Here is a 24,163-nt window from a genome sequence, read left to right as displayed (position 1 = left end):
TTCAGAATCCGAATTCGGCCAGAAGGGCGTCCACCTCGTCCTGAGACCTTAAAGCACCCTCTTTCTTCTCGTGAGCGGGTCCGTAAAGTTCGTCGGTTCTGTCTTTTTCTTTTTTAGACCTTCCCTTTATTCTTATTCCAAAGGTTTCGACCAGTTCCACCAGTTTCTGTTCCAGTTCTGTGAGAAGGTTCATAACCTTCATTATGATCTGGCCCGTGAGGTCCTGAAAATCCTGAGCCGTAAGAATCTGGGTAAAGTCTTCTCGGTCTTCGCCCAGAAGATCTTTTATTTTTTCGATTCTCATGCGAATGCCTTCAAGCTGTGATTCTGCCTTTTCTCCAAGCGGATAGAGAAAGAGGATTGCCTCTTCCAGTTCCTTGATTACCTTATCCACCGAGGATCTGCGAGATTGAAGGTTTTCAAGTCGGTCAAGCGTAATATTTGCCGCATTTTCGGTGATTTTTAAAATATGTTCCAGCCTGTGACCCGAATCTGGAAGCTTATCCTCTACGAACTCTTTTATCTGAGGATCTAAAGCCGCTCCGAGGTTTTTCAGTGCTTCGTGAAGCTTTCGTGCAATACTTCCCAGTTCGTTGTAAAGTTCGTGTTGTCCCTGGTTCCGGGATAGCCTGTTAAGGGTTTCTCCGGCAAGCTCCAGATCACCCTGTGAGAAAGCGATCATGAATTCTTTGAGTGTTAAAAAGAGCTCTTTCATCGCCGGATCTGAAAACTCGCCGTTCATGTTTTCTCCCGGGTCAGACATGCCGAAAATGCGTTCCAGCCTTTTGACCTCCGATTCCCTTAGCGGGAAGCGTATTGCAAAATAAGGCGACCCCTCTTCGGGTTCCACCAGTTCGGCACCACCCCTTTCTAAGATCTCTCTAAGGCGGGAAAGATCAACGGCCTCTGCAGGCGAAGACGATTCTATTATGTCGTCGATAATTGATTCGTCGGCCCTGTCGGATTCTTCAGCTTTATCCATGCCCAAAAGGGTGAAAACTTCCGTCACGAGATTATCGGTAACGTCCTTGTTTCCTTTCAGAATCTCCTCTTTCAGGCTTGCCACGCAGAACTGTGCAACCTGAAATGCTTCCGGGTTTGCATCGCCCTGTTCCTGAATGAATCTTCTCAAAGCAGAAGCACAGGAGTTCAGCTTCACCATGCCGAGTTCTGCGGATAATTCTTCCGACCTTTTCAGTTTTCTTATTGTGTCGTGGATCAAATCGGTATCCGCTTTTTCTGCAAGGTTCTTTTCTATTTCTTCTATCAATTCACAGATCTCGTCCATACCGGTCACCAAGAGCCCTCCTAGCCCCTATTTTTGTTTGCCTTCGTACACGGACACGATTCCTTTAACGTCTAAGATCAGCGCAACTTTTCCGTCTCCCATAATGGCACCACCGGAAATACCGGCCACGTTTTTCGCGATGCTGCCCAGGCTTTTTATAACCACTTCCTGACGCCCGAGAATTTCATCGGCAAGAAGGCAGTAATTACGACCGTCTTCGTTTACAACCAGTAGAAGTGCTTCCCAGGGGTTGCGAAATTTGGGCTCTACGTCGAAGAGTTCATAGAGCCTTATGAGGGGCATAAGAGTACCCCGGACATTAATCATTTCACCGCGCCCCTGAACGGTGCAGTAATCTTTCTGATCGGGTCTTAAGGATTCTTTAAGGGATATGGTCGGGACGACGTATCTTTCGTTTCCAACCTGTATGATCATACCGTCAATTATTGCCATTGTCAGAGGCAGTTTTAACTGGAAGTGAGAGCCTTTGCCGGGAGTACTGTTAACTTCTATTTTGCCCCTGAGGCTCTCGACGCATTTTTTTACAACGTCCATTCCGACGCCGCGGCCCGAAACATCCGTGACGGTTTCCTTGGTGGAAAAACCGGGCTGGAAGATTAGCTGGAAGATTTCTTCCTCGTCAAGCTGATCATCCGGAGAAATAAGGCCCCTTTCAATGGCCTTCTTTCTTATTTTTGCTGCATCCAGTCCTCTGCCGTCGTCCTTGATGTCGATGACAATATTTCCGCTTTTTTGCTCGGCCGAAAGGATTATCGTACCGTGAGCGGGTTTGCCCGTTTTCACACGCTCATCAGGTGGTTCAATTCCGTGATCTATGGCATTTCGGATCATGTGAACCAGAGGCTCGTAAATCTGGTCGACCATATTGCGGTCGATTTCTGTCTCTTCCCCGTACATTTTTAGAACGACTTCTTTACCGGATTTGCGGGAAAGATCCCTTACCAGCCGGATCATCTTCTGGAACGTGCTCTTTATGGGAATCATCCTCAAGGATGTGCTTATCCGCTGGAGCTCTCCCGTGATTCTCCTGAGCTGAACTATGTCTTTCTGAAATTTCTGACTCTTGATTTTCTGCACTTCCGGATTTTGAAGTACCATGGACTGAGCTATTACGAGCTCACCGATCATGTCCACCAAATTGTCCAGTTTTGCCGTATCCACCCTTATGGAAGATGAAGTATCCTTGAGCTTTCGCTGTTCTCTGAGGGCGCCGGCAACATCTTTGGGGGTAACAAGCCCTTTTTCAATGAGCTTCTCACCTAATTTTTTACCTTCCTTTTTGGCTTCCTCTGCCGCTTCCTCCACCTCTTCCTCTTCAACGGCGCCCCTTTCAGCCAGAATCTTTCCCACAGGTGGAACGGTTACAGGCGGAGCTTCTTTTGTGGGATCGAAATTTCGAATGTATTTCAGGAGTCTGTGTAGCTTTGGGTCTCCCGAGATCTGGATTTCCCCCGCTTTAAGACCTTCTTCGATAAGAGCGAGCTGTTCTTTCAGTATGTCCACGGATTGCAGAACAATGTCTATGATAGCTTCGGTTACGGGATAGTTGCCGGATCTTGCCCCGTCTAAAAGATTTTCCACTTCATGACTGAGTTCGTGGATGTCCTTCAGGTTTAGAAAACCCGCTACGCCTTTGATGCTGTGGAAGGGCCTGAATATGGCGTTTACAACTTCACGATCTTCTGGGTTTTCTTCGAGGGTGATCATATTTATTTCGATTTCGTTCAGGTGCTCTCTCGCTTCCTCAAGAAAGTCCTTCAGAAGCTCGGGATCGTCCACCGGCGTCGTAACCACCGACAGTGCTTCTTCCTGTGCCTGCTCCGATGTATGAGTTTCCGATAGAGCCTCCGATGGGGTTTCTTCCACTTTACCGGTTGTGATCTTTTCGGGGGGCGTTTCACCCGACAGCTTGTTTATAAGAGTTTTTATCTCCTGCCAGTCCTTTTCGACGTTGGAAGAATCTTCAAGAATCAATCGTTTCAGGACACCCCGGAGTTCCGAAATAATTTCCCTTTCCGAAGAGGTTAGCTCCAGGTTTTCCAGTTCGTCCAGGAGATTTAAGCATTCTCCCATACCTATCAGATCATCGGGGGAGGCTATGACGCCTCGGGAAAGCTTTTCCAGTATTTCCTGTTTCTTTTCCATTACAATCACTCCGCCTTAATCCTTCGGCAGAATTTTTTCGAGCTTTTCTGCAAGGGTTTGTGCCGTGAAGGGTTTTACGATGTAATTGCTTACCTTGGCCTTCACGGCTTCAATGACGTTTTCTTTCTGAGCCTCTGCCGTGACCATAAGAAAGGGCAGATCCTTCGTGTCCTCATTGGATCTTACCCACTTGAGCAGTTCCAGCCCGGTCATTTTGGGCATGTTCCAGTCTGATATAATAAGATCAACCTTTTGAGTTTTAAGGATGTCCACAGCAGCCGTTCCGTCTTCGGCTTCGAGGATTTTCTTGAATTCCAAGTCTCTCAATATGTTTCTGATTATTCTCCTCATTGTGGCAAAATCGTCGACGATTAAAACCGTTAGGTCTTTATAGGACGGCATAACTCTAAATCCTCCGTATATCTTGTGAATTCTGAATTGACCTTTCTTGATTTTCGTCTTCGCTGAGAAGTTTGAAGATGGTTTCCGGTATTTTCGGAAGTGGAACGACGTAATCGGCGGCGCCGAGTTTTATAGCCTCCTTGGGCATTCCGAAGACGACACAGCTTTCCTCATCCTGTGCTATTGTTCTCGCTCCGGCCTGTTTCATGGCAAGCAGGCCCTGAGCTCCGTCTTTTCCCATCCCGGTCATCAAAACCCCTACCGCATTGCTTCCCGCATATCGGGCTACTGAAAAAAACAGCACGTCCACCGAAGGCCTCTGATAACATACCATAGGTCCGTCTTTTATTTCTACGTAATATCTTGCTCCACTGCGCTTCAGAACCATGTGAAAATTGCCGGGAGCAATTAGAGCGAGACCGGGAACAACGGCGTCACCGTCTTTTGCCTCCCTTACTTCAATCTGACACAGGTCGTTGAGGCGTTCTGCGAAGGAAGTTGTGAACTTGGGCGGCATATGCTGTACGATCACAATTCCGGGGGTTGTCGGTGGAAGCTGCGTCAATACGGTTTTGATGGCTTCGGTTCCGCCTGTTGATGCGCCTATGGCAATTACCTTGTGAGTTGTTTTGCCCAAAGCAAAGGAAGTGACTTTAAGATTATCCCCTTCTTTTTTGTCTTTTCGAGGTAGCTGGGAAGGAAACATCCTTATTCTGCTTGCGGCACGAATTTTCTCGGCAAGCTGGACGCTCATATCACCGACACTGTAAGATCCTCCCGGTTTGGCCATCACTTCTACGGCACCTGCCTCAAGGGCATCGAGGGCCATACGGCTGTTTTTTTGGGTCAAAGAGCTGACAACAATTGTCGGTACGGGGTAATATTTCATTAGTTTTTTCAAAAAGGTAAGCCCGTCCATGCGGGGCATTTCGATATCGAGAGTTATGACATCGGGTTTTAACTTTACGATTTTGTCTCTTGCTATGTAGGGATCGGGGGCGGTACCTACGACCTCAATGTCGGGATACTTGGAAAGTTCATGGGTGAAAATCTTTCGAACTATCGCGGAATCGTCAACGATTAAGACCCTGATCTTTTTTTGATCGCCCATGTTTTTATCTTTCTCCTTCATCATAAGGATACCAGTCGCTTTTTCTTATGCGATCTGCATGGATTACGGCAACATCTCCGTTGTGACTGTGAAAGACAACCTTTCTCCCTTTATGTCCTCCTACATCTTCGGCCACTATGGGTATGCCATAGCGGCCCAGCATTGTGCGGGCTATGTGAACATTTGCCCTTGCAATTCGTGCCGCCTCCGGAGACGATTCTTCCGGCACTGCCCCGCCGAATATTTGAGCCTCCAGGTTCTTTATTTCCGACCCGTCTTCTCTGAAAAATTTTACAAGGGCGAGAATTGACGCATTACCGAACACAGGGGTCGCTTCCGAACGATTTTTAGCCCGGGGGAACAGGAAGTGGTTCATGCCGCCGCGCTGCTTTTTTCTGTCCCACAGGCATACGGCAATACCCGTACCAACCACCGTTGCTATGAGGGTTGGAACGGCCGGAATGAAAATGTACCCTTTTTTCAGAAAGTATTCCCTTGGGCGTATTGCTTCACTCATGATGAAGTTTCTTTATACAGTCTCACTTTTCCTACCGGACTACCAAGTACGAATAAAGGAATTTCCTCTTGAGCGTTTCCTCCCTCCGTGGAAGGCTCGCCGGGTTGAGGTAGCTCGAGCTTGTAGGAACCACCGAGCTTCGCTACCATACCGCCTCCCGTCATGTTTGCGAGCTCTTTCATGCAATCTTCTGTATCCGTTTCTGTAATGTCGTCGGCAATTTTACCAAGAAAGTCGGCGGTTAGCTGTCTGGCAAAGGATAAATTGAGAGAAATAACGATGGTGATTACTTCTTTATTTTCTTCTGATTTCAGGTTTATGTGGGTTGTTAATTGCTGGTCCGGCTGGTTTTCTTCTTCGCCTTCAAATTCCACGATAGTAAAAAACATTTTCTCCAGAGTTTCAGAAATCACATCCCTCATCAGTTCCTGCCACTCCATAAGTAGGCTCTCCCATTATTCCGGAAAGGTATTCTCGTATTTGATTCGGCTCAAAGGGCTTTCTTATATAACCCTGTGCCCCCAGCGACATTGCATATCCAAGCCGTTCTTCCGAGGCTTCCGTGGTTATGAGGACCACGGGAATGTCTTTGTAATCCTCTTTCTTTCTTAACTCTTCCAGGAATTTAAGGCCGTCCATTACGGGCATGTGAATATCCGATAAAATGATATCCACCCAATTTTTTTCGAGCACCTCAAGGGCTTCCTGGCCGTTCGAGGCTTCGTATATTTCACCTATGTCAAATCCGGAAATGCGTAGAGTTTTTTCTATAACCTTTCTCATCGATCGTGAATCGTCAACTATCAGCACATTGTACGACATGGTTACCCCGTACCTTCTGCCCGTTAAAATTCAAATTCTCCCTCCCCTGAAACCTTCAAAATACACCGACCCGTAGCTATATCGAGCCGAACGGTGCGATTTACGCTTCCACCAACATGTTCGGCCGTAATGCGCACGTTATTCCTCCAGAATAACTTCTTTAATATCATATAATTCCGCTTGCCTATGTTGAATACCCCGTTTTCGTCCAGGATGTTACCCCCGCCGGCTACCTTTACGATCATGTTCTGCTTTTTTGCGCCCAGACTGTAGCAGCTCTTGAACAGAAGGGGTATCCCCGTGTCTCCGAACATGGCGGGATTATTTTTTGCTTTTTCCGGATCGATAGACGATTCGGGAAGCATATAATGCAGTATGCCTCCCACCCGGGCAACCGGATCGTAAACGACAACCCCGATGCACGATCCCAGGGAGTAGGTGATTATCTCGTCCTCTGCTTTGTTACTTACCGCCAGATCTCCAACTCCGACAACTATTCTGCCCATTAAACCTCAATTCTCCCGTCCTTTTCGTTTTTAGCTCAACTTCTTATACACGGCCGGCTGAATGTACTTCAATCCGTGTGAAAGCCCGGCAAGGCTCTCCGAATGACCGACCATGAAGTATCCGCCGGGGGACAGATAGGAAGTCATTCTCTGTATGAGCTCCTGTTGAGTGGGTTTGTCGAAGTAGATCATAACATTTCTGCAGAAAATAACCTCAAAAGGCCCATGAAAGGGATAGGGATCTTTGAGATTTAAACGACGGAATACGGTCACCTCTTTCAAGATCGGAGCCACCTCGTAGACGTATTCGCCGGCATTTGAACCCTGGACTTTTTTGAAATACTTGGTCCTCAGCGGAGCAGGAACTCGCTCTACCTTCTCTTTGGAGTAAAGTCCCCGGATGGCGGTCTGCAAGACTCTTGTGGATATATCCGTCGCCAGAAGCTTGAAATCCCATCTAATTTCCGGTGTCTTTTTTTCAAAAAACTCGAGTACACACATGGCAATAGAATAAGGCTCTTCTCCCGTAGAACAGCCTGCACTCCACATCCTGACCCGGCGACTGCCTTCCTTTTTCTTCACCTCAACGATTTCGGGCAAAGCCCGGCTTTCAAGAAACCTGAAGTGCTGCTCTTCCCTGAAAAAATACGTTAAGTTTGTAGAAATAGCATCCAGAAAGTGAATAAATTCCGCTACATTTTCGGGTTTTGTAATAAAATCGTAGTATTCCTTGAAGGTTTTTATCCCTGTTGCCCTAAGACGCTTGGAAAGTCGAGCCTGCAGTAGAGCTTTTTTGCCTTCGTGAAGGTGAATTCCTGCCGTTTCGTAAACCAGGGCGCTGAATTTGCGAAAAAGATCATCCTTCAAGGTTTCCTGAATCACTTCCCGTTCCCCACTAAAGACATAGACTTCAAAAGTATAGAAAAGCTTTTGTTTTTTTCAATACTTTTATCTGCTAATGGAACGCATTTTATAAATTTTTTTCCGGTCCCTTTTGATGTTCCCTGTCCTTCCAGTATTGACAATAATTTCGAACATTGCACTCCTCGCAGAGCGGCCGCTTCGGTCTGCAAAGGGTCTGGCCGTGTTTGACAAAAAGATCGTTCACATAGGGAATCCAGGTTTTCGGGATGACTTCCTTGAGGTTCTCTTCCGTCTCCTCCGGTCTTCTTGTGTTAACCCAGCCCAGTCGATTGGCTATCCTGTGCACGTGAGTATCCACAGGCAAAACGGCCTGATGAAATCCGTATAGAAGAACGCAGTTTGCCGTTTTAGGTCCTACGCCTGGCAGGGAAAGGAGGGATTCAAGATCTGTGGGAACTTTTCCTCCATAACGCTCTGCAATTATCCTGCTGACTTCCTTTACTCGAAGGGCTTTGGTTCTGTGATAGTTCACTCCACGGATGATCAGAGCGATTTCATCAGGAGGCGCATGGGCAAGGTCATGAGGCGTGGGGAACCGCCTCAACAAGGCCTGAGCCGCCGCATCGGTCTGAGGGTCTCTTGTGCGCTGGGATAAAATTGTTGAGATCAGCACGTAAAAGGGCTTCTGCTGAGTATGCCAGTTCCAGGGCCTTGTTCCGTAAGCTTCCTTAAGCCTCTCGAGCACTTCAATTATGTTTTTTTCCGATAACTCCTTCATTGTTTTCCGGTTTTTTGTAAAATGTGTTCACCCTGAACGAAAAGGGCATTAGCTTTCATAGCAGAGGAGAGGCAAAATGCAATGGCCAAATGATTATGTTTTTTACCGTGTTCCCGGAAGGCATTATCCAACGGTTGATCACGCAGAGGGTGTTTACATCTGGGATACAACCGGAAAGAAGTATCTGGACGGGTCCGGTGGGGCCGCCGTTGTCACCGTCGGCCATGGAGTCAGGGAAATCGTGGATGCCATGACCAGACAGGCCCTCAAGGTTGCCTATGTACACGGTACTCATTTCACCAGCGAAGCGGCAAAAGAGTGTGCGGAAAGGCTGTGCAGGCTCGTGGCCGACGATTCACTTAGCCGCGTTTACTTCGTTTCGGGCGGCTCTGAGGCCGTTGAATCGGCCATGAAAATTGCCAGGCAGTACTGGGAAGAAGTCGGAGAGCGCGACCGGTACAAGATGATTTCCCGATGGACCAGCTTTCACGGCAATACCATGGGAGCAGTTGCCCTCGGGGGCAACACCGGCCGGCGCAGGTTTTACCATCCCATCATGATTCACAACCCTCACATTATGCCCTGCTATTGTTATCGCTGTCCTTTCAGGAAAGATCCCGAGGTCTGCGATCTTGAATGTGCTGAACAGCTTGAAAGAACGATAAAGTACGAAGGCCCTGAAACCGTTGCGGCCTTCATTGCCGAGCCGGTGGTTGGGGCCAGCGGCGGCGTGATCGTACCACCCGACGGATACTGGCAGAGAATCAGAGAAATATGCGATCACTATCGGGTCTTACTTATAGCCGATGAAGTAATGACCGGCGTTGGTCGTTGCGGAAGGAATTTCGCTCTGGACATCTGGCGGGTAGTGCCTGACATCATCGTTCTCGCCAAAGGCCTGAGCTCAGGATATGCTCCTTTGGGCGCAATGATAGTTAAAGACTTTATCTACAAGGCCATAATCTCCGGATCCGGTAGCTTTCTTCACGGACATACCTACGGTCAAAATCCGGTTTCGGTGGCCGCAGGAGCCGCCGTGTTAAAATATCTCGAACGCCACAGGTTGATCGAGCGGGTTGGCCAAATTGAAAAAGTCTTCAGGGAAAAGCTCTCAACTCTTGAGTCCTTTGAAATCGTCGGGGATGTAAGATGTATCGGGTTATTTGCCGGCATTGAGTTCGTTGCAAACAAGAAAACGCGTAAAACCTTCAACCCCGCCCTGAAGGTTGCCCATAGAGTATTTAATGAGGCTTTTCACAGAGGTCTTATCACCTATCCGGGCACCGGTGGGGCCGACGGCATAAGAGGTGATCACATTCTCCTCGCTCCTCCCTATATAATCACGGAAGAGCAGATAGACGAAATGGTCGGAATCCTTCACGATTCAATAAAAGTCGTGGAAGACAGCATCTTATAGGAAGCCGGTGCCGGGGAAGAGTAACACCCCGGCGCCGTCTCTATTGATGAGCCGCAGTGGCCTGTTCCTGGTGTTCCGGTTCTTCTCCTTTCGCCTGTTCAGGAGCTTCGGCTTCTTCGCCGGGCTTTTCGGAGGTTACCGGCTCACCGGTCTTAACGGTTGTCTCTGTTTCCAGTGAAGCCCTGCAGGTTTCAATGAGCTGGCTTCTCCCGGCGTACATGTCGAGCCAGAGCTTCAGAGCTTCTAGAGATTTTTCCAGGCCGGTAGCCCCTGCCTGATGAGCGGCCAGGATTTCTCCGTACAGAACCCTGTAATGACCGAACAGGGTCTGCTCGAGTTCGGCTATTTCGGAAAGATGATTAACAACTATCTTCAGCATTACGGGCCTGAGTGCATCGAGTGCCTCCTCACGGCTTTTGAATTTCTCGGCAAGAAGCACTCTCAGGCCCTCGTCTTTTGATTCACCGATAAAGACGGGAACAAATCCTTTGTCTTTTGTCCCGTCAAGCCAGCCTATCCTTCCCGAATAAAGCCCAAGGGTTCCGTCTTTTACAAGAAAATAGTACTTAACCGGCATCGCAAGGAACAAAAGAAGCCCAACCAGTGCGGCAATTCCTCCGATAATCAACGACTTCTGTAAGAAACTTCGATTTACTCCTGACACCCTGTACCTTTGATCTTCCATAGACCCTCCTTCTTCTGCGTGTGCGTGTTTCAACGGGATTTTCCAAAAAATTTTTTTCACAATCAGTCGCTTCAATTTACACATAACGGTAAGATAGTCAAATATTGAAAGAGATCGATTGAAAAACACGCCCTGTTTTGGAAAGGGCGTAAGCAAGTTATGGAAGATGGGAAAGATATGCATTGCTCTGCTAATCCTCCGGCGCCGGGAATCCGAATAACTATTTTGAAGGATCGGGAGTTCTTGCCGTGATTCCAAAGATTCTGCTGGTAGAAGACGACGACATTCTGGGCGAAAGCCTCGTTGATTATTTGACCATAAACGGCTTTGAAGTCCTCTGGATCAACAGGGGCTTCGACCGGGTTCCCCAACTCGCAGGAGAAGTGGATCTCTTGATACTGGATTTAATTCTGCCCGAAACTTCCGGGGAAGCTATTTTGCGAAAAGTTCGGGAATTGGACACATCGGTCCCCATACTCATACTGACTACAAAGGATTTCCTGGAATCCAAACGCTTTTGCTTTCAGTAGGGAGCCGATGATTATCTGGTAAAGCCCTTCGACATGGAAGAGCTCATACTCAGGATTAAAGCGCTCCTGCGGAGGGTAAATCGAGAATCGGAGTCCGCTGAAGATAAGCGGTTTATTGCCGTCGGGGATTGTCTGATAGACCTGAATAGACGGGTTTTTATCAGAGGGGACGAGGAAATTCCCGTAAGCAGGCGTATGTGGGACCTTATTGCCTATCTCGCCAGAAACAGAGGCAGAGTGGTCGAAAAGCGTGAGCTTCTGGAAAAGGTCTGGTACGATGCTTACGTTACCGAGGACGTGATAAGGGCGTATATAAAGGAGCTTCGTAAGATTCTCCCTCCCAACAGCATAGAAACCTTTAAAGGGCGTGGATACAGGCTGAAATGAAAGAAAAAAATAAATTAACCGTTAGATTTATTGTTGTGATTACCTTCTCTTTCCTGACTCTTTGTGCCTGGACTTCTTTGTTTTTTTACCTGTCGCTGAAACAATTGAATCAGACCATAGCAAAACCGGTGACCCTCCTTTACGGAACCACTCTATTTCTCGGTGGATGTCAGCTCATTGCCGTATCTTCCCTTTTATTCAGAGAGTTTCTGCTGAGGTTTTTTGAAGAAAAGGAAAGAATGAGGTGGTTTCATGAAATGTTCCTCTATCTGCTGTCTCATAAGGTGGGCAATTTTCTTCTGGCCCAGAAGCTTAACGCATCAATACTCGAAAAAAACTTCAGCCCTGAGGCCGTAATGCGGATCAAGCAGGGATTGTCGAGAATTGAAGCAGATTTTCGCCAGATTCTTGCACTGATAGAAACCTTTAGCCGGGACTACATTCGGCAAAAGCCTTTTAACCCGGCAGAACTCGTGGATTCCGTTTTAGGTGAACTGGGGCGCATGGGAACGGATTCGGGCCTGCGCGTCAGAAAGAGCTATTACCTTTCCAGGATCAGAGCCAACATGCTGGAAACCCGCATAATGCTTTTGCTGTTGCTGGAAAATGCCTTTAAGTATGCAGGTAGAAAGGTCAGCATCAGAGTGGGTTCTTATAAAAAAAAGCCTTATGTTGCGGTGGTTAACGATCTCGGGTCCGAAAAGTCACCGGGAACGGGAATGGGGTTAATCTTCAGCGAAAGACTGGCCTCTCAGATGAAGGTAAAGTTCCGCTACGGTATCTTTCGGGGAAAGTTTTCCGTCCTCTTTATGTGGCCTTAAAACGAAAATCTTAAATATTTGACAAAGAAAGGGATTTTTACGATTTTTGGTATTGAATGTCGCTAACCGGCCTTAAGAAACCTTAGCGTCGGGAGGTAAACAATGACGATAGGCAAAAAGATAGGGACCGGATTTTTTGTCGTTTTGCTCCTTCTTGTGATCCTTGCGGCTGCGGCCTACATCGGGGTTGCCAAGATCAAAGATGCGGCCGACGGGGTCATAGGTACTGCCAGGTGGACGGGAATTTTTGAAGCCGCCAGGGGAGCTCACACCGAATGGGTTTTCAAAATGTCCAACTATGTCGCCGATCCCAGTATGAAAACCCCCGGGGTTGAACTGGATTACAAGAAGTGCAAGCTCGGAGAGCTCCTTTACGGACCGGTGCGAAGTGAGCTGGAGTCCCGGTTTCCCGATGTAGCCCAGATACTTGCCGCCCTTGAAGCTCCTCATAAAACCCTGCACGATACGGGGCAGGAGATAGCCTCGCTTAACCGGGCGGCTCATTTCTGTCTCCGCACCTATCTTCTGACCACCTTTCTCCGCGCCCATCAGGATTACGTTGCCAGGATTTCGGAAGAACTCGGGCAGGAGATAAGCGGACTTACTTCGAAGCAGGAGATGTTAAAAAACATCGTAAAATCTGCCATAACGATGGTTGACGCCGTAGCCAGGGATGCAACCCTGGGGCCCGAAGAGTACCGGAAAGAGATTGCCAAGAAACTCGTAAGAAACCTCCGTTACGGTCCTGAGGGTAAAGATTATATCTGGATCAACGACACCGGACCTGTAATGGTCATGCATCCTTACAAACCGGAGCTCGACGGCAAGGATCTCTCCAATTTCGAGGATAAAAAAGGCAAGAAGCTTTTTGTGGAATTCGTAAAGGTTTGTAAGGCTAAAGGTTCGGGCTTTGTTGTGTACTACTGGCCCAAGTACGGGGCCGATCAGCCCGTTCCAAAGATTTCTTATGTGGAGCTTTATGAACCCTGGGGCTGGATTTTCGGAACGGGTATTTATCTTGACGAAAAGAATGCCCGGCTAATGCAGAGAGCCGAAGAGTTTGCGGCGGGTGAGCCTTTTGCCTTTACTGCCCGATTGCCCGAGTGGGAGAGCTTTGATTTAAAGCTTATGCAGGATGCCGCCAAAGATCTTCCGGCAATTGAAAAGTACATGGGAACGATGAAGCAGATAAACGAACAGATGCGGGAGGCTGCCGGGCGCATAGAAGCCGCAATCAATAATCTCGACATTGCCACGGCGCAGAGAGAACTGGACTCGAACCTCCGGCTGCTTCTGACCAATCTGGAGCTTGCCGTGAGGGACATAGTGGATATGGAAACGTCGTTGCGAGGCAACATCGAGGTGGCCCAGAACCTGTATAAGACTAAAATCCTGCCGGCTTACAACGAAATCATGTCAAGCCTGGACAAGGCTGTTGACGTAATAAAGACCAGGGGTGTGACCGAGCAAAAGCTAATGAGCGTTGTGAACTATAACAACTGGATCATAGCCATCGTGTCGGTTGTGGCCATCGTGATCGGTGTCCTGATTTCAGCCTTCCTTGTAAGGAGCCTGACACGGACGCTGATAAACATCAGTCGTGAAATGGGTGAGGCGGTTGAACAGGTTGCTACGGCCTCAATGGAAACGGCAAATGCCAGCCAGCAGCTTGCAGAGGGTGCTTCCCGTCAGGCCGCCTCGCTGGAAGAAACGGCTTCTGCTCTCGAGGAGATGGCTTCAATGGCCAATCAGAATTCTCAGAACGCCACCGAGGCCAATCGGGTTGTTCAGGAAACTGCCCGCGCGGTTCAGCAGGCCAACGAGGCCATGAAGCGACTGGTCCAGTCCATTGCGGCGATTGATAAGGCCAGCGAGGAGACGGAGAAGATAATAAAAACCATTGATGAGATCGCCTTCCAGACCAATTTGCTTGCTTTGAATGCGGCTGTTGAGGCGGCCCGGGCGGGGGAGGCCGGAGCAGGGTTTGCAGTCGTGGCCGATGAGGTGAGGGCTCTCGCCATGAGGGCTGCAGAAGCGGCCAAGAACACCGCGCAACTTATTGAAAACACTCGTAAGGAGGTCAAGGACGGAGCCGAATACGTGGCAGTTACCGAGCAGACCTTTTCTACGGTGTCCAGCCATACGCAGAAGATAACGGAGCTGATAAATGAGATAGCGGCGGCGTCTCAGGAGCAGGCAGAGGGGATCGCTCAGGTTAACAAAGCGGCTTCCGATATGGACCAGATAGTTCAGCAGACGGCGGCAAATGCAGAAGAATCTGCTGCTGCGGCCGAGGAATTGAGCGCTCAGGCTCAGCAGTTGAGACAAAATGTACAGCAACTCCTGACCATGGTTGGGGCCGATAAAGTGACATCGGCAGTTCCGAGAACGGGCGTAAGCAGGAAAGCCGTTCCTGCAGTGGCTTCGACCGGCGCACCGCGCGGCGAAAAGGAAGGCGGGAAAAGGGCGAAGTCTGCTCGGGCCGAGAAAGGCCAGAAACCGGCACCGCGTTCCACGGGCGAAGCAAAAGAAGTAAGACCCGAAGAAGTTATACCTCTCGATGAAGACTTTGAAGACTTCTAAGGCTTAAAAGCGATTCCACACCGCTTGGTCGGCGGTGTGGAATCGCTTTAATGTAATGACATAGCAGTAGGAGCAAACTTAGACGGACGAATTTTAATTTGGGACTTTTAAAAACTCATCAATTGAACTTGCCCTTACGGCTAACCTTAAAAGCTCTTTCGACCTTCTTCTGGAATTGATCGTTCTGATCCGGCGCTCAGTTTTCTGGAAATTAAACCGAAGCGCTCGCAAAACACTCCTCCAACCATCTCCCTGACTTCTTCCTTCATTCCTTATTGCAATCCCTGTTTTAGCTCATCTTCAAACCCATCTTTTTTTCATATGCGAAGGGTTCCATGACGGTATTCCGTTTGATCCCTGCACAGGGGGAACGAAAACTTCACCGCCGCATCATAGGCACTCATGGTAGAAGCCTGCCTTTTAATCCAGAGCCTCCGTAAATTTTTCGATAGATTCAACTTTTATGGCGCACCTGTGAAGTTCTTTAAGTTTTCTTCGGGAATTGATAGCCCTTATTCGCCGCTCCAGTTCTTCCGGGATCGATCCAAAGCGTTCACACAATGCCTCTATCACCATCTCCCGGGCTTCTTCCACCATCCCCTGCTCTAAACCTTTCTGTAATCCTTCCTGCAATCCTTCTCTTAATCCTTCTCGCAATCCTTCTTCAAACCCTTCTTTTTTAATGATTTCGTATGCGAAGGATTCCATGATGATGTTCCTCCTTTTTTGCAAGAGGTATTTGCACAGGTCTTTAGAGACCAGTCCTGTGAGCAGTGCGAGGCCGGAGATGAGGTCTATTTTTTCTGATTTTTCTATGGGGGCGTTGTTGAGGAGTTTGTCGGCTTCGTCGAGTAGTTCTGTTCCACCTTTCATGAGGGGTACGAAGGGGAGCAGACACGGTTTTCCTTTTGCCATGGCTTCCCGGGCATCCATTTCGGCAAGAGAGACCACTTTGAACCTGTAATGAATCCCTCCGTCGGAGAATTCTTCCGTTACTCTGCCGCCCGGCCTCAGAAGCAGGACGGCCGGAAGTACGGAAAGCCCTGTTTTAATCCGGTACCTTACGTCGTATTCCAGAAGCCTCAGGGGAAGATTGTCCTGCCACTTGCTCTGAACCTCCAGAAGCACAACGAAAACCCGACCGTCCTTTGTCCTTACCCTTATGGGAATGTCCGCCCTTCTGATCGTCACGGTTTCCTGAGGCAGCTCAAGGACTTCCGACTCCAGGACGTCAAGTCCCAGAAAATACTCCAGCACCGCATCCCGACACCAGGAAAACACCGCCTTCACCGCCGCATCATAGGCGCTCATCTGAAGACCTCAGAAAAACGAATGAATAATTCACGTACACCGGACCCAACTCTGATCGTAAAGGGCTGAATTCCTAAAGACAAGAGTTTTGCACTCCCCTTTCCGGAAAAACCTCTGCCGCCACTTTAACTCTTTTGCCGATTACTTTGCGGGGAGAATCACCTCCGCCACTCGCCTCTTTGATTAATCGTAATACCTCGACTCCATTCTTTGACGAGATGGATGAACCTATTGGGAGCCACATTGTTGTGCCTTGAGAGGCGGTCACAGGAGAAACCGTTAGCCACTACTTGATTTAACGATTTCCCAGTTCGCTTCAAAGGTGTTGTCATGAAGTGTGTATGCATATCCCATCATCTTTCCGACGCCCGGCAGAGCACCCGGGGTTACTTTCCAGTAAGCCAGATAAATGGCGGGCACCATTCTCGGTTCGTTGGTTTCGGGATCATCACTGGTGTTAACCCAGACTTCTCGTTTCTCCATTACCCGCCACAATGTTCCGTACTTCTTGCTTTTTACGATGTCTCCAACCCTGGGCAACTTCTTTTGACGTATAATGTCGTCGTGGGTATACATGGCCTTTCTCCTCTATGTCTATGGTCGTGGATATAATTCCGCTAACTCTTTATTTATTGTCTAATATAACCCGGGTACACGACCGGAGAAAGGCCGAAAAAGGATCCCGGCCGGAGGGGCCGGCCGGCAGCAGTAAGCATCAGGAAACTCTCAATGTGGATCCATAGCCTTCCTGAATCCCTGTTTCTGTAACTCCTTAACCCGTTCAATACGGCGTTTCCGAAAGGCTTCGTAGTAGTCCCTCAAGCTGGCATGCTTAATCCCGGCAATTTCTTCGGATAGCCTTCTGTTCTCTTCGATATCGTGGGGGCTCAAGCCGTACCAGGAGCAATATTCTTTATCGAAGATAAATTCAGGGGTCAGGCGATAGGAGATTTTCTTCTGTTTGAAGAAATATTCGGCAATTTCCATGTCGTAATGGATTATCCAGCCGCCATCCCGTATCATCTCTTCAGGATTCCATTCGGCTCTGTTGCTGCACTCCGGACAGAAAACCTCAATTACCACCTCTTCGGGGAGAATGTTATCCTTATGGAAAATGTACGCTTCTTCTTTGCCACAGACACATCGGACTTTTTGATGGAAACACATCACTTTCCTCCTTATACTGGGCCTCAGGCAAAGGCATAACCGGGCACTCGAGGAAAGGGTATGGTCTCGCGAATGTTGGGGACGCCCGTGAGAAACTGTATGAGCCTTTCAAGCCCGAGCCCGAAGCCTGCATGGGGAACGCTGCCGTACTTCCTTAAATCAAGATACCATTCATAGGCCTCGGGGTTCATACCCTTCAGCTTCATCTGTTCCAAAAGAAGCTCGTAGCGGTATTCTCGCTCTGATCCTCCTATTATCTCACCCACCCCGGCCACGAGCACGTCCATTGCCGCAACGGTTCGTCCGTCATCGTTTACCTTCATGTAAAAGGGCTTGATGTCTCGGGGGAAGTGAATTACTGCAACGGGGCCATTAAAAACCCTTTCGGTCAGGTAGCGTTCGTGCTCGGCCTGAAGATCGCAACCCCATTCGGCGGGATATGTGAAGTTTTCCCCGGATTTTTTAAGCAATGATATGGCTTCGGTATACGTAACGACTTCGAAAGGCCTCTCGGCGACCGTTTGAAGTCTCTCAAGGAGCTTTTCGTCAAAGAATTTTGAAAAGAACTGTAACTCCTCGTCACATTCGCTCATTACGGAGCTCACAACATGGTGGAGAAAATCCTGGGCCAGAGCCAGATCGTTTTCCAGATCGGCAAAGGCCATTTCGGGTTCGATCATCCAGAATTCGGAAAGGTGCCTCCGGGTTTGTGAATTTTCCGCCCTGAAGGTGGGGCCGAAGGTGTAAACCTTACCCAGCGCCAAAGCATAGACTTCAGCCTGTAGCTGACCGCTTACGGTCAAGTAGGTCGGCCTTCCAAAGAATTCCGGATCCTGCTGGGCCGTGACCCTGAAAACTTCTCCCGCCCCTTCGCAATCGCTGGTTGTAATAATGGGCGTGTGAATATAATAAAAACCCCGCTCTTGAAAGAAGCGATGAACGGCATAGCTTACGGAGTTACGAACTCTCATAACCGCTCCGATGGTGTTGGTGCGAGGGCGGAGATGGGCAATTTCGCGGAGGAACTCGAAGGAATGGCGTTTTTTCTGAAGCGGATAGGAAGCAGGGTCACAGGAGCCGACAATGGAGATGCTTTCTGCTTCAACTTCCACGGGCTGACCCTTTGCGGGGGACCTTCTGACGACGCCGGTTATCGAAACCGACGCTCCCGTGGTGAGGCTTTGCAGGATTTCCTGAAATCGGTCCCGGCCGTGATCCACTATGACCTGAAGGTTTTTGAGGCAGCTCCCGTCATTAACTTCCACAAAGCTTATACCTGCCTTGGAGTCCCGCCGGGTTCTGACCCATCCGTTAATCATTACCCTGCGACCGATATGTTCTGCCCATCTTCTCAGGATTTCACGAACCGGCGTTCCTTCTTGAATCATGGCGTCCTCTCGTGCAATCCTTTTTGTCACCCTGTTTTAAATTCATTAGTCGAGGCCAAAGCAAATGACAACAAAAAATAAATACCTCTCTTCGCTTCCCGGAAGGCTGTACGCTGCAACGGGTCCCGTTCTGGCAGGACTTTACGTATCATATAGAACCCTTCGTGGCAATGATGAGGCGTTCTTCTGGGATGGGCGCCGGTGGTCGGCCGAAAGAGGGGTCTCTCTCCCTGAACCCAGAATTCTTTTTCACGGGGCTTCAGTAGGAGAAATCACGGGCATTCTTCCGGTAATAAAAAGCTTAAACGAAATGGGATTCTCCGGATCCGTGATTATCTCAACGGGAACTCCGGCCGGTTTCCGCAGGGTTAAGGCTCTTGCAGAGGATAAGGTGCTCGCCGTTCCTGCACCTTTTGATGTTCTCCCTGCCGTAGCTAATTTTCTGAACTCCCTTAAGCCGTCTCTGTATGTGTTGTTCGAAGCAGACTATTGGCCTGCAACGATTCTTTCGCTTGCGGAAAGATCAATCCCTGCAGTACTCTGTAACGGACGGATTTCTTCCCCTTCCTTTCGCCTTTACCGGCTTTGCGGTGGCCTGTTCCGTGGGGTTTTCTCTCACTTTTCCTGGATGGGAATGGTCCATGAAAGAGATCGAACCCGTGCGATCTCTTTAGGGGCCGATTTTCAAAGGGTGGAAGTTGTTGGATCCACGAAATACGATCTGCTGGCAGAACAGGTGGGCAGACTATCTGAGGTTTATAAAAAGTGGAAAGGCCTATTGCCCGTTGCCGATGGTGTGCCCGTCATGGTTGCGGGGAGTTTAAGAGGGCAGGAGTGTCGGGCTTTTGCTGAACTCGCCGTGGATCTTTTTGCCGAATTTGCCGAGCTCGTTTGCATTCTGGCCCCCAGGCACGGCAAAAGGGTTTCGGAGCTGGAAAGGGAATGTGCCCGTGCCGGTGTTCCTGCCCGGCGGCTTTCTGCTTATCTCAATCCCCGTTGCGGTAGTTTGGACCGGGAAGACGAGATAAGAAGGCAGATTATAATTGTTGACACCGTCGGTCATCTCTTTGAGCTCTATTCCCTGGCCGACCTTGCCTTTTGTGGTGGAACCTTTGAGAAGATCGGAGGCCATAACATTGTAGAACCCGTTGTGTGGGGGTGTCCCGTGATTTTTGGCCCTCATGTGTTTAAAGTATCCCGTGAAGCGGATCTGCTGGAAAAGGCGGGCGCCGGAATTCGGGTAGAAAATCTTTCCGAACTTTATTCTGCCGTTAAGGCTGCCCTTAAAGGGTTGCACAGGAGAAAGATCGATGAAGCCGTTGTTCACGCCTTAATGGGTGAACTTGCAGGTGTTTCGAAAATCTGCGCCGCCCGGATCATGGAAATTCTTTCGTGATGGAGGTTTTATGGAAAGACTTCGCAGGCTTCTTGAGGAGTATCGGAAGGGGAATGTCGGTATCGATGAGGTTATGTCTTTTCTCAAAGAGCTGCCTTACGAAAATCTTTCTTTTGCCCGTATAGATCATCACCGTGCCCTCAGGCGGGGTTTTCCCGAAGTAATTTACGGCGAGGGGAAAAAAGCGGAACATCTCCGTGCTATTGTCGAGTCCATGGCCCGCAGGGGCAGTAATGTACTTATAACCAGGCTGGACCGTCAAAATGCAGAAATCCTGAATCATGCCTTCCCCGAAGCCCGTTATCATGCAGATGCGCGGGTATGGATACTTCAGAATTCGGAAATTCCTTCTATTCCCAATGGTTACATTGCCGTTCTTACGGGCGGAACACTCGATATACCCGTTGCCGAGGAAGCGGCATTGACGGCAGAGCTTATGGGTAGTCAGGTCAGAAGATTTTATGATGTTGGGGTTGCAGGACTTCACAGATTGCTGGACATTCGGGAAGAAGTATGCGGGGCTTCTGCATGGGTTGTCGTAGCCGGTATGGAAGGAGCGCTTCCCAGTGTTGTCGCCGGCCTTGTTGAAGGCCCTGTGGTAGCAGTGCCCACAAGTGTTGGCTACGGGTCCCACTTCAACGGTATAGCGCCTCTGCTTGCCATGTTGACCACCTGTGTCCCGGGTATTGTTGTCGTAAATATTGACAATGGCTTTGGAGGGGGGTATGTGGCATCTGTTATACACAGACGCATAGCCCTTGGAAGGGGGTGGGAAGATGGCGAGAGGAGATTTCAGACCCGATGGGAAAGAAGCCGCAGTGATCTCGAAGCTCGATCATGCCAAAGAAGCTCAGAAGATGAAGGCACTGCGACTTCTGAAGAAACACCTCGATGACCTCAGCGAAAGGATTACAACCAGACTGATAGAGGCCAAGGCCGTTGAAACGACCAGCAAGATAGAACTGGAAAGGCAGATAAACCTGTGTCTTCAAAATCTTCTGACGGCCGACGAGTTCGACATTAAGTATCAGACGGCGGAAATTAGAAACCTCGTTCCCCGACCTCACTTTGTAAGCCTCTATGTTACCGCCTGGATTCTGGAAAAACTCATAGACCATAAGTGCGTGATCGACATTTACGGGACGGATGAGGAACTCTATTATCTCGTGCATCACGAAGTAATGAAGCTTATACCGCTTGACTGGTAAGGGCGAAGAGATTTTATGGAATCGGACCTTCTGAGAAAAATCGAGGCCCGTTCGTCGAAGATAGGCGTTATAGGCCTCGGCTATGTGGGATTGCCTCTGCTTCTCAGATGTGCCGAATGCGGCTTTCCGATCATCGGGTTTGACATAGACGGTCAAAAGGTGAATTTGCTTCGTCGGGGGGAAACCTATATTCGACATATCGATCCCGAGCGAATTCGGAACCTTAGACGGAAAGGCCTGCTGGACGTTACCGATGATTTTTCCAGGCTGAATGAGCCGGACTGTATTTTGATTTGTGTTCCCACACCGCTTTCACCCAACAGGGAACCCGATCTGAGCTACGTGGTGAAAACCGCAGAGGATATTGCCGGAAAGCTCAGACCCGGCCAGGCGGTGGTTCTTGAAAGTACCTCTTATCCCGGAACGACCGAGGAACTCCTTCTTCCCCTTTTCAGGCAAACGGGCCTTCTGGTGGGTAGGGATTTTTTCCTCGGTTATTCCCCGGAGCGTGAAGACCCGGGCAATCCCGTGTACCATTCGGGGAACATTCCCAAGATAGTGAGCGGCATAACCCCCCGGTGTCTCAAGGTCATATCGGCGTTTTACGAGAAGATATCGGGTAAGATTGTGCCCGTTTCGTCTACAAAGGTTGCCGAGTTTGCCAAGCTGCTGGAAAACATTTACAGGAGTGTAAATATTGCTCTGGTAAACGAAATGAAGATCCTGGCCCACCGAATGGGAGTAAACATCTGGGAAGTTATCGAGGCGGCGTCAACAAAGCCTTTTGGCTTCACGCCCTTTTATCCCGGTCCGGGTCTTGGAGGACACTGCATACCCGTTGATCCTTTTTATCTTTCCTGGAAGGCTCGAGAATACGGGCTTACGGCTCGCTTCATTGAACTGGCAGGAGAAATCAACGTATCTATGCCCCGGTATGTGGTCGAGCGCATTATGGAAGCCTTAAACGATCGGGGAAGATGTCTGAAGGGTAGCAAAATACTCATACTCGGAATAGCCTACAAAAAGGATGTCGATGATGATAGAGAATCTCCTGCCTATCCCATTATGGATATGCTTATGAAATTGGGTGCATCCGTCAGTTATCACGATCCGCTTATTCCAAAGCTCAAACCCACAAGAAAGTACGCCTTCTCCATGGAAGCCGTTGAACTGACGGAGGAGTTTCTTGAGAGTGTTGACGCCGTCGTTATAGTAACCGATCACTCGTCCTACGATTACGACTGGATTGTACGACATGCCGGGCTGGTCGTGGATACCCGGAATGCCACCCGGTATGTAAAAGAAGGACGTGAAAAGGTGGTGATGGCCTGAAAACGCCTTTGTTTACCAGTTCTGTTCCTTTGCGGTAAGAAACCTGTTAATGTCCGCTGCTGCTCGCTTTCCCGCACCCATGGCGCTGACAACGGTTGCGGCTCCGGTAACGATATCGCCCCCGGCCCACACCCGGGGAAGGGTGGTTCTGCATTTTTCAGGATCCTTCATAACCACTGTTCCGTGTTTGGTTCTCTCCAGGCCCGGAGCCTCATTAAAGACCATCGGGTTGGGTGAGGTACCGAGAGCGAATATGACCATGTCGGCTTCGATTTCGAATTCTGATCCCTCGATGGGTACGGGTCTTCGCCTACCTGAGGAATCCGGCTCTCCCAATTCCATCCTGACGCATTTCAGCGCCCGAACGCGCTGATCCGGACCCCCGAGAATTTCAACGGGGGCCGTGAGCAGCTCAAATACCACGCCTTCTTCTTCCGCATGGTGAACTTCTTCGGCCCTGGCGGGAATCTCTTCCCGTGATCTCCGGTAGATTATGGATACCCGACCGGGTTCCTTCCATCCTTCCCTCTTTGCCCTGAGATATTGAAGCCTTACCGCACATCTTGCGGCATCCATGGCCACATTTCCCGCTCCGATGACACAAACCTTTTTGCCCACCTTTACCGGAGTGTCGTAATCGGGAAAGAGGTAGCCCTTCATGAGGTTTACTCGGGTTAAAAATTCGTTGGCACTCATTACACCGATAAGGTTGGTTCCCGGTATTTCAAGGAAAATAGGCAATCCTGCACCCGTTCCGATAAAGACGGCGTCGTATTCCCCGAGAAGATCATCAACTGTAAGGGTTTTCCCTATTACGTGATTTGTGCGGATTTCGATTTCAAGGCACTCCGCGGCGTATTGTATCTCGCTGCGCACCACCTCTTTAGGCAGTCGGAATTCGGGAATTCCGTAAACGAGCACACCGCCCGGCAGATGAAGGGCTTCAAAAATTACGACCCTGTGCCCTTCTTTAGCCACATCGATTGCGCAGGTAAGACCCGCAGGGCCACTTCCTATGACTGCAACCCTTCTGCCCGTGTCGGCTTTTTTCTTCAACGGGCATGTTCTGTGCGTCAATTCGAAGTCGCCGATGAATCTTTCGAGCCGCCCAATGGCGACGGGCTGACCCTTTTTGCCCCTGACGCACAGGGCTTCGCATTGTAGTTCCTGAGGACAGACCCTTCCGCAGACGGCCGGAAGGCTATTTTTGGTTTTCATTACGGATACCGCCCGTTCTATGTCGCCTTCTCTGAGTGCCAGAATGAATTCCGGTATCGGCACCCCAACAGGGCAACCCTGAACGCACCTGGGATGCTCGCATTGAAGGCATCTTTCGGCCTCCTGAAGGGCCAGCTCCCATGTAAACCCCAGGGCAACTTCCTGGAAGTTGTATCGTCTGATCGTGGGATCCTGCTCGGGCATAACCTGCCGGGGGATTGCCATGCGTTCCTTCTGCTTGAGATCGAGCACGAACCGGGGGTAGT

The 24,163-nt window shown here is 49.4% G+C and carries 25 protein-coding genes; 9 read left to right on the top strand and 16 right to left on the bottom strand.

Annotated features, from left to right (window positions below):
• Position 1: 1 nt before the first annotated feature.
• The 10 genes from BM091_RS02840 to BM091_RS02795 all read right to left on the bottom strand — a co-directional run bounded on the left by BM091_RS02840 (position 2) and on the right by BM091_RS02795 (position 8,454).
• Positions 2-1,288 carry a protein phosphatase CheZ gene (locus BM091_RS02840; RefSeq protein WP_245735246.1) on the bottom strand — a complete coding sequence of 429 codons (1,287 nt, stop codon included), beginning with the start codon at positions 1,286-1,288 and terminating at the stop codon, positions 2-4.
• Positions 1,289-1,315: 27 nt separating this feature from the next.
• Positions 1,316-3,454 (bottom strand): chemotaxis protein CheA, encoded by a 2,139-nt coding sequence (locus tag BM091_RS02835; protein ID WP_093393315.1) that lies wholly within the window; start codon positions 3,452-3,454, stop codon positions 1,316-1,318.
• Positions 3,455-3,469: 15 nt separating this feature from the next.
• Positions 3,470-3,856, bottom strand: coding sequence for a response regulator (locus BM091_RS02830; protein ID WP_093393314.1), 387 nt, complete (start codon positions 3,854-3,856; stop codon positions 3,470-3,472).
• 4 nt (positions 3,857-3,860) lie between these two features.
• Complete coding sequence (locus BM091_RS02825) at positions 3,861-4,967, bottom strand: protein-glutamate methylesterase/protein-glutamine glutaminase (RefSeq protein WP_093393313.1); 1,107 nt, start codon at positions 4,965-4,967, stop codon at positions 3,861-3,863.
• Between the two features lie 4 nt (positions 4,968-4,971).
• A complete protein-coding gene (locus BM091_RS02820) occupies positions 4,972-5,484 on the bottom strand; it encodes a chemotaxis protein CheD (RefSeq protein WP_093393312.1) in 513 nt (170 codons plus the stop codon).
• Entirely contained in the window at positions 5,481-5,924 is a 444-nt protein-coding gene (locus BM091_RS02815; RefSeq protein ID WP_093393310.1) for a chemotaxis protein CheX, read from the bottom strand. The genes BM091_RS02820 and BM091_RS02815 overlap by 4 nt, the downstream gene beginning before the upstream one ends.
• Complete coding sequence (locus BM091_RS02810) at positions 5,887-6,306, bottom strand: response regulator (protein ID WP_093393309.1); 420 nt, start codon at positions 6,304-6,306, stop codon at positions 5,887-5,889. Before BM091_RS02810 ends, BM091_RS02815 begins: the two co-directional genes overlap by 38 nt.
• 23 nt (positions 6,307-6,329) lie before the next feature.
• Positions 6,330-6,812: a chemotaxis protein CheD gene (locus BM091_RS02805; protein WP_093393307.1), complete on the bottom strand. Its 483-nt coding sequence runs from the start codon at positions 6,810-6,812 to the stop codon at positions 6,330-6,332.
• Between the two features lie 30 nt (positions 6,813-6,842).
• On the bottom strand, positions 6,843-7,694 hold the full coding sequence (locus BM091_RS02800) for a CheR family methyltransferase (RefSeq protein ID WP_093393306.1): 852 nt from the start codon (positions 7,692-7,694) through the stop codon (positions 6,843-6,845).
• Between the two features lie 88 nt (positions 7,695-7,782).
• On the bottom strand, positions 7,783-8,454 hold the full coding sequence (locus BM091_RS02795) for an endonuclease III domain-containing protein (protein ID WP_093393304.1): 672 nt from the start codon (positions 8,452-8,454) through the stop codon (positions 7,783-7,785).
• A 76-nt stretch (positions 8,455-8,530) separates the two neighbouring features.
• Here BM091_RS02795 and BM091_RS02790 point away from each other — a divergent pair, with 76 nt between their 5' ends.
• On the top strand, positions 8,531-9,871 hold the full coding sequence (locus tag BM091_RS02790; RefSeq protein ID WP_093393303.1) for an aspartate aminotransferase family protein: 1,341 nt from the start codon (positions 8,531-8,533) through the stop codon (positions 9,869-9,871).
• 40 nt (positions 9,872-9,911) lie between these two features.
• Here the strand turns inward: BM091_RS02790 and BM091_RS02785 are convergent, their stop codons facing one another.
• Entirely contained in the window at positions 9,912-10,556 is a 645-nt protein-coding gene (locus BM091_RS02785) for a hypothetical protein (RefSeq protein ID WP_143083084.1), read from the bottom strand.
• 248 nt (positions 10,557-10,804) lie between these two features.
• Between BM091_RS02785 and BM091_RS02780 the strand changes: the two genes are divergently transcribed.
• The 4 genes from BM091_RS02780 to BM091_RS02765 all read left to right on the top strand — a co-directional run bounded on the left by BM091_RS02780 (position 10,805) and on the right by BM091_RS02765 (position 14,877).
• Complete coding sequence (locus BM091_RS02780; protein ID WP_093393300.1) at positions 10,805-11,086, top strand: response regulator; 282 nt, start codon at positions 10,805-10,807, stop codon at positions 11,084-11,086.
• 33 nt (positions 11,087-11,119) lie between these two features.
• Positions 11,120-11,473, top strand: a complete 354-nt coding sequence (locus BM091_RS02775; protein ID WP_093393298.1) for a winged helix-turn-helix domain-containing protein — start codon at positions 11,120-11,122, stop codon at positions 11,471-11,473.
• Positions 11,470-12,294, top strand: coding sequence for a sensor histidine kinase (locus tag BM091_RS02770; RefSeq protein ID WP_093393297.1), 825 nt, complete (start codon positions 11,470-11,472; stop codon positions 12,292-12,294). The genes BM091_RS02775 and BM091_RS02770 overlap by 4 nt, the downstream gene beginning before the upstream one ends.
• Before the next feature lie 102 nt (positions 12,295-12,396).
• Complete coding sequence (locus BM091_RS02765; protein WP_093393295.1) at positions 12,397-14,877, top strand: methyl-accepting chemotaxis protein; 2,481 nt, start codon at positions 12,397-12,399, stop codon at positions 14,875-14,877.
• A 420-nt stretch (positions 14,878-15,297) separates the two neighbouring features.
• Here BM091_RS02765 and BM091_RS02760 read toward each other — a convergent pair whose 3' ends face one another.
• The 4 genes from BM091_RS02760 to asnS all read right to left on the bottom strand — a co-directional run bounded on the left by BM091_RS02760 (position 15,298) and on the right by asnS (position 18,743).
• Positions 15,298-16,188 carry an RpnC/YadD family protein gene (locus tag BM091_RS02760; protein WP_093393294.1) on the bottom strand — a complete coding sequence of 297 codons (891 nt, stop codon included), beginning with the start codon at positions 16,186-16,188 and terminating at the stop codon, positions 15,298-15,300.
• 279 nt (positions 16,189-16,467) lie between these two features.
• Entirely contained in the window at positions 16,468-16,764 is a 297-nt protein-coding gene (locus tag BM091_RS02755; protein WP_093393292.1) for a hypothetical protein, read from the bottom strand.
• A gap of 150 nt (positions 16,765-16,914) precedes the next feature.
• A complete protein-coding gene (locus tag BM091_RS02750; RefSeq protein WP_093393291.1) occupies positions 16,915-17,355 on the bottom strand; it encodes a hypothetical protein in 441 nt (146 codons plus the stop codon).
• A 23-nt stretch (positions 17,356-17,378) separates the two neighbouring features.
• A complete protein-coding gene (gene asnS, locus BM091_RS02745) occupies positions 17,379-18,743 on the bottom strand; it encodes an asparagine--tRNA ligase (protein ID WP_093393289.1) in 1,365 nt (454 codons plus the stop codon).
• Between the two features lie 64 nt (positions 18,744-18,807).
• Here asnS and BM091_RS02740 point away from each other — a divergent pair, with 64 nt between their 5' ends.
• Genes BM091_RS02740 through BM091_RS02725 form a run of 4 tightly spaced genes read left to right on the top strand, consistent with a single transcriptional unit; the run spans position 18,808 to position 22,679 of the window.
• Positions 18,808-20,139: a 3-deoxy-D-manno-octulosonic acid transferase gene (locus tag BM091_RS02740; RefSeq protein ID WP_093393288.1), complete on the top strand. Its 1,332-nt coding sequence runs from the start codon at positions 18,808-18,810 to the stop codon at positions 20,137-20,139.
• Between the two features lie 10 nt (positions 20,140-20,149).
• On the top strand, positions 20,150-21,034 hold the full coding sequence (gene larB / locus BM091_RS02735; RefSeq protein ID WP_093393286.1) for a nickel pincer cofactor biosynthesis protein LarB: 885 nt from the start codon (positions 20,150-20,152) through the stop codon (positions 21,032-21,034).
• The gene (locus tag BM091_RS02730; RefSeq protein WP_093393285.1) at positions 20,997-21,347 is read left to right on the top strand and encodes a hypothetical protein; all 351 of its coding nucleotides are present in this window, start codon (positions 20,997-20,999) and stop codon (positions 21,345-21,347) included. The genes larB and BM091_RS02730 overlap by 38 nt, the downstream gene beginning before the upstream one ends.
• Positions 21,348-21,362: 15 nt before the next feature.
• A complete protein-coding gene (locus BM091_RS02725; RefSeq protein WP_093393283.1) occupies positions 21,363-22,679 on the top strand; it encodes a nucleotide sugar dehydrogenase in 1,317 nt (438 codons plus the stop codon).
• A gap of 12 nt (positions 22,680-22,691) precedes the next feature.
• On the opposite strand, the gene gltA is transcribed toward BM091_RS02725, so the two are convergent.
• Positions 22,692-24,122, bottom strand: coding sequence for an NADPH-dependent glutamate synthase (gene gltA, locus BM091_RS02720; protein ID WP_093393524.1), 1,431 nt, complete (start codon positions 24,120-24,122; stop codon positions 22,692-22,694).
• Between the last annotated feature and the right edge of the window lie 41 nt (positions 24,123-24,163).

It is taken from the genome of Thermodesulforhabdus norvegica (assembly GCF_900114975.1).
GTDB classification, from domain to species: Bacteria; Desulfobacterota; Syntrophobacteria; order Syntrophobacterales; family Thermodesulforhabdaceae; genus Thermodesulforhabdus; species Thermodesulforhabdus norvegica.
This window is presented reverse-complemented; position numbering and strand designations above follow the sequence as displayed.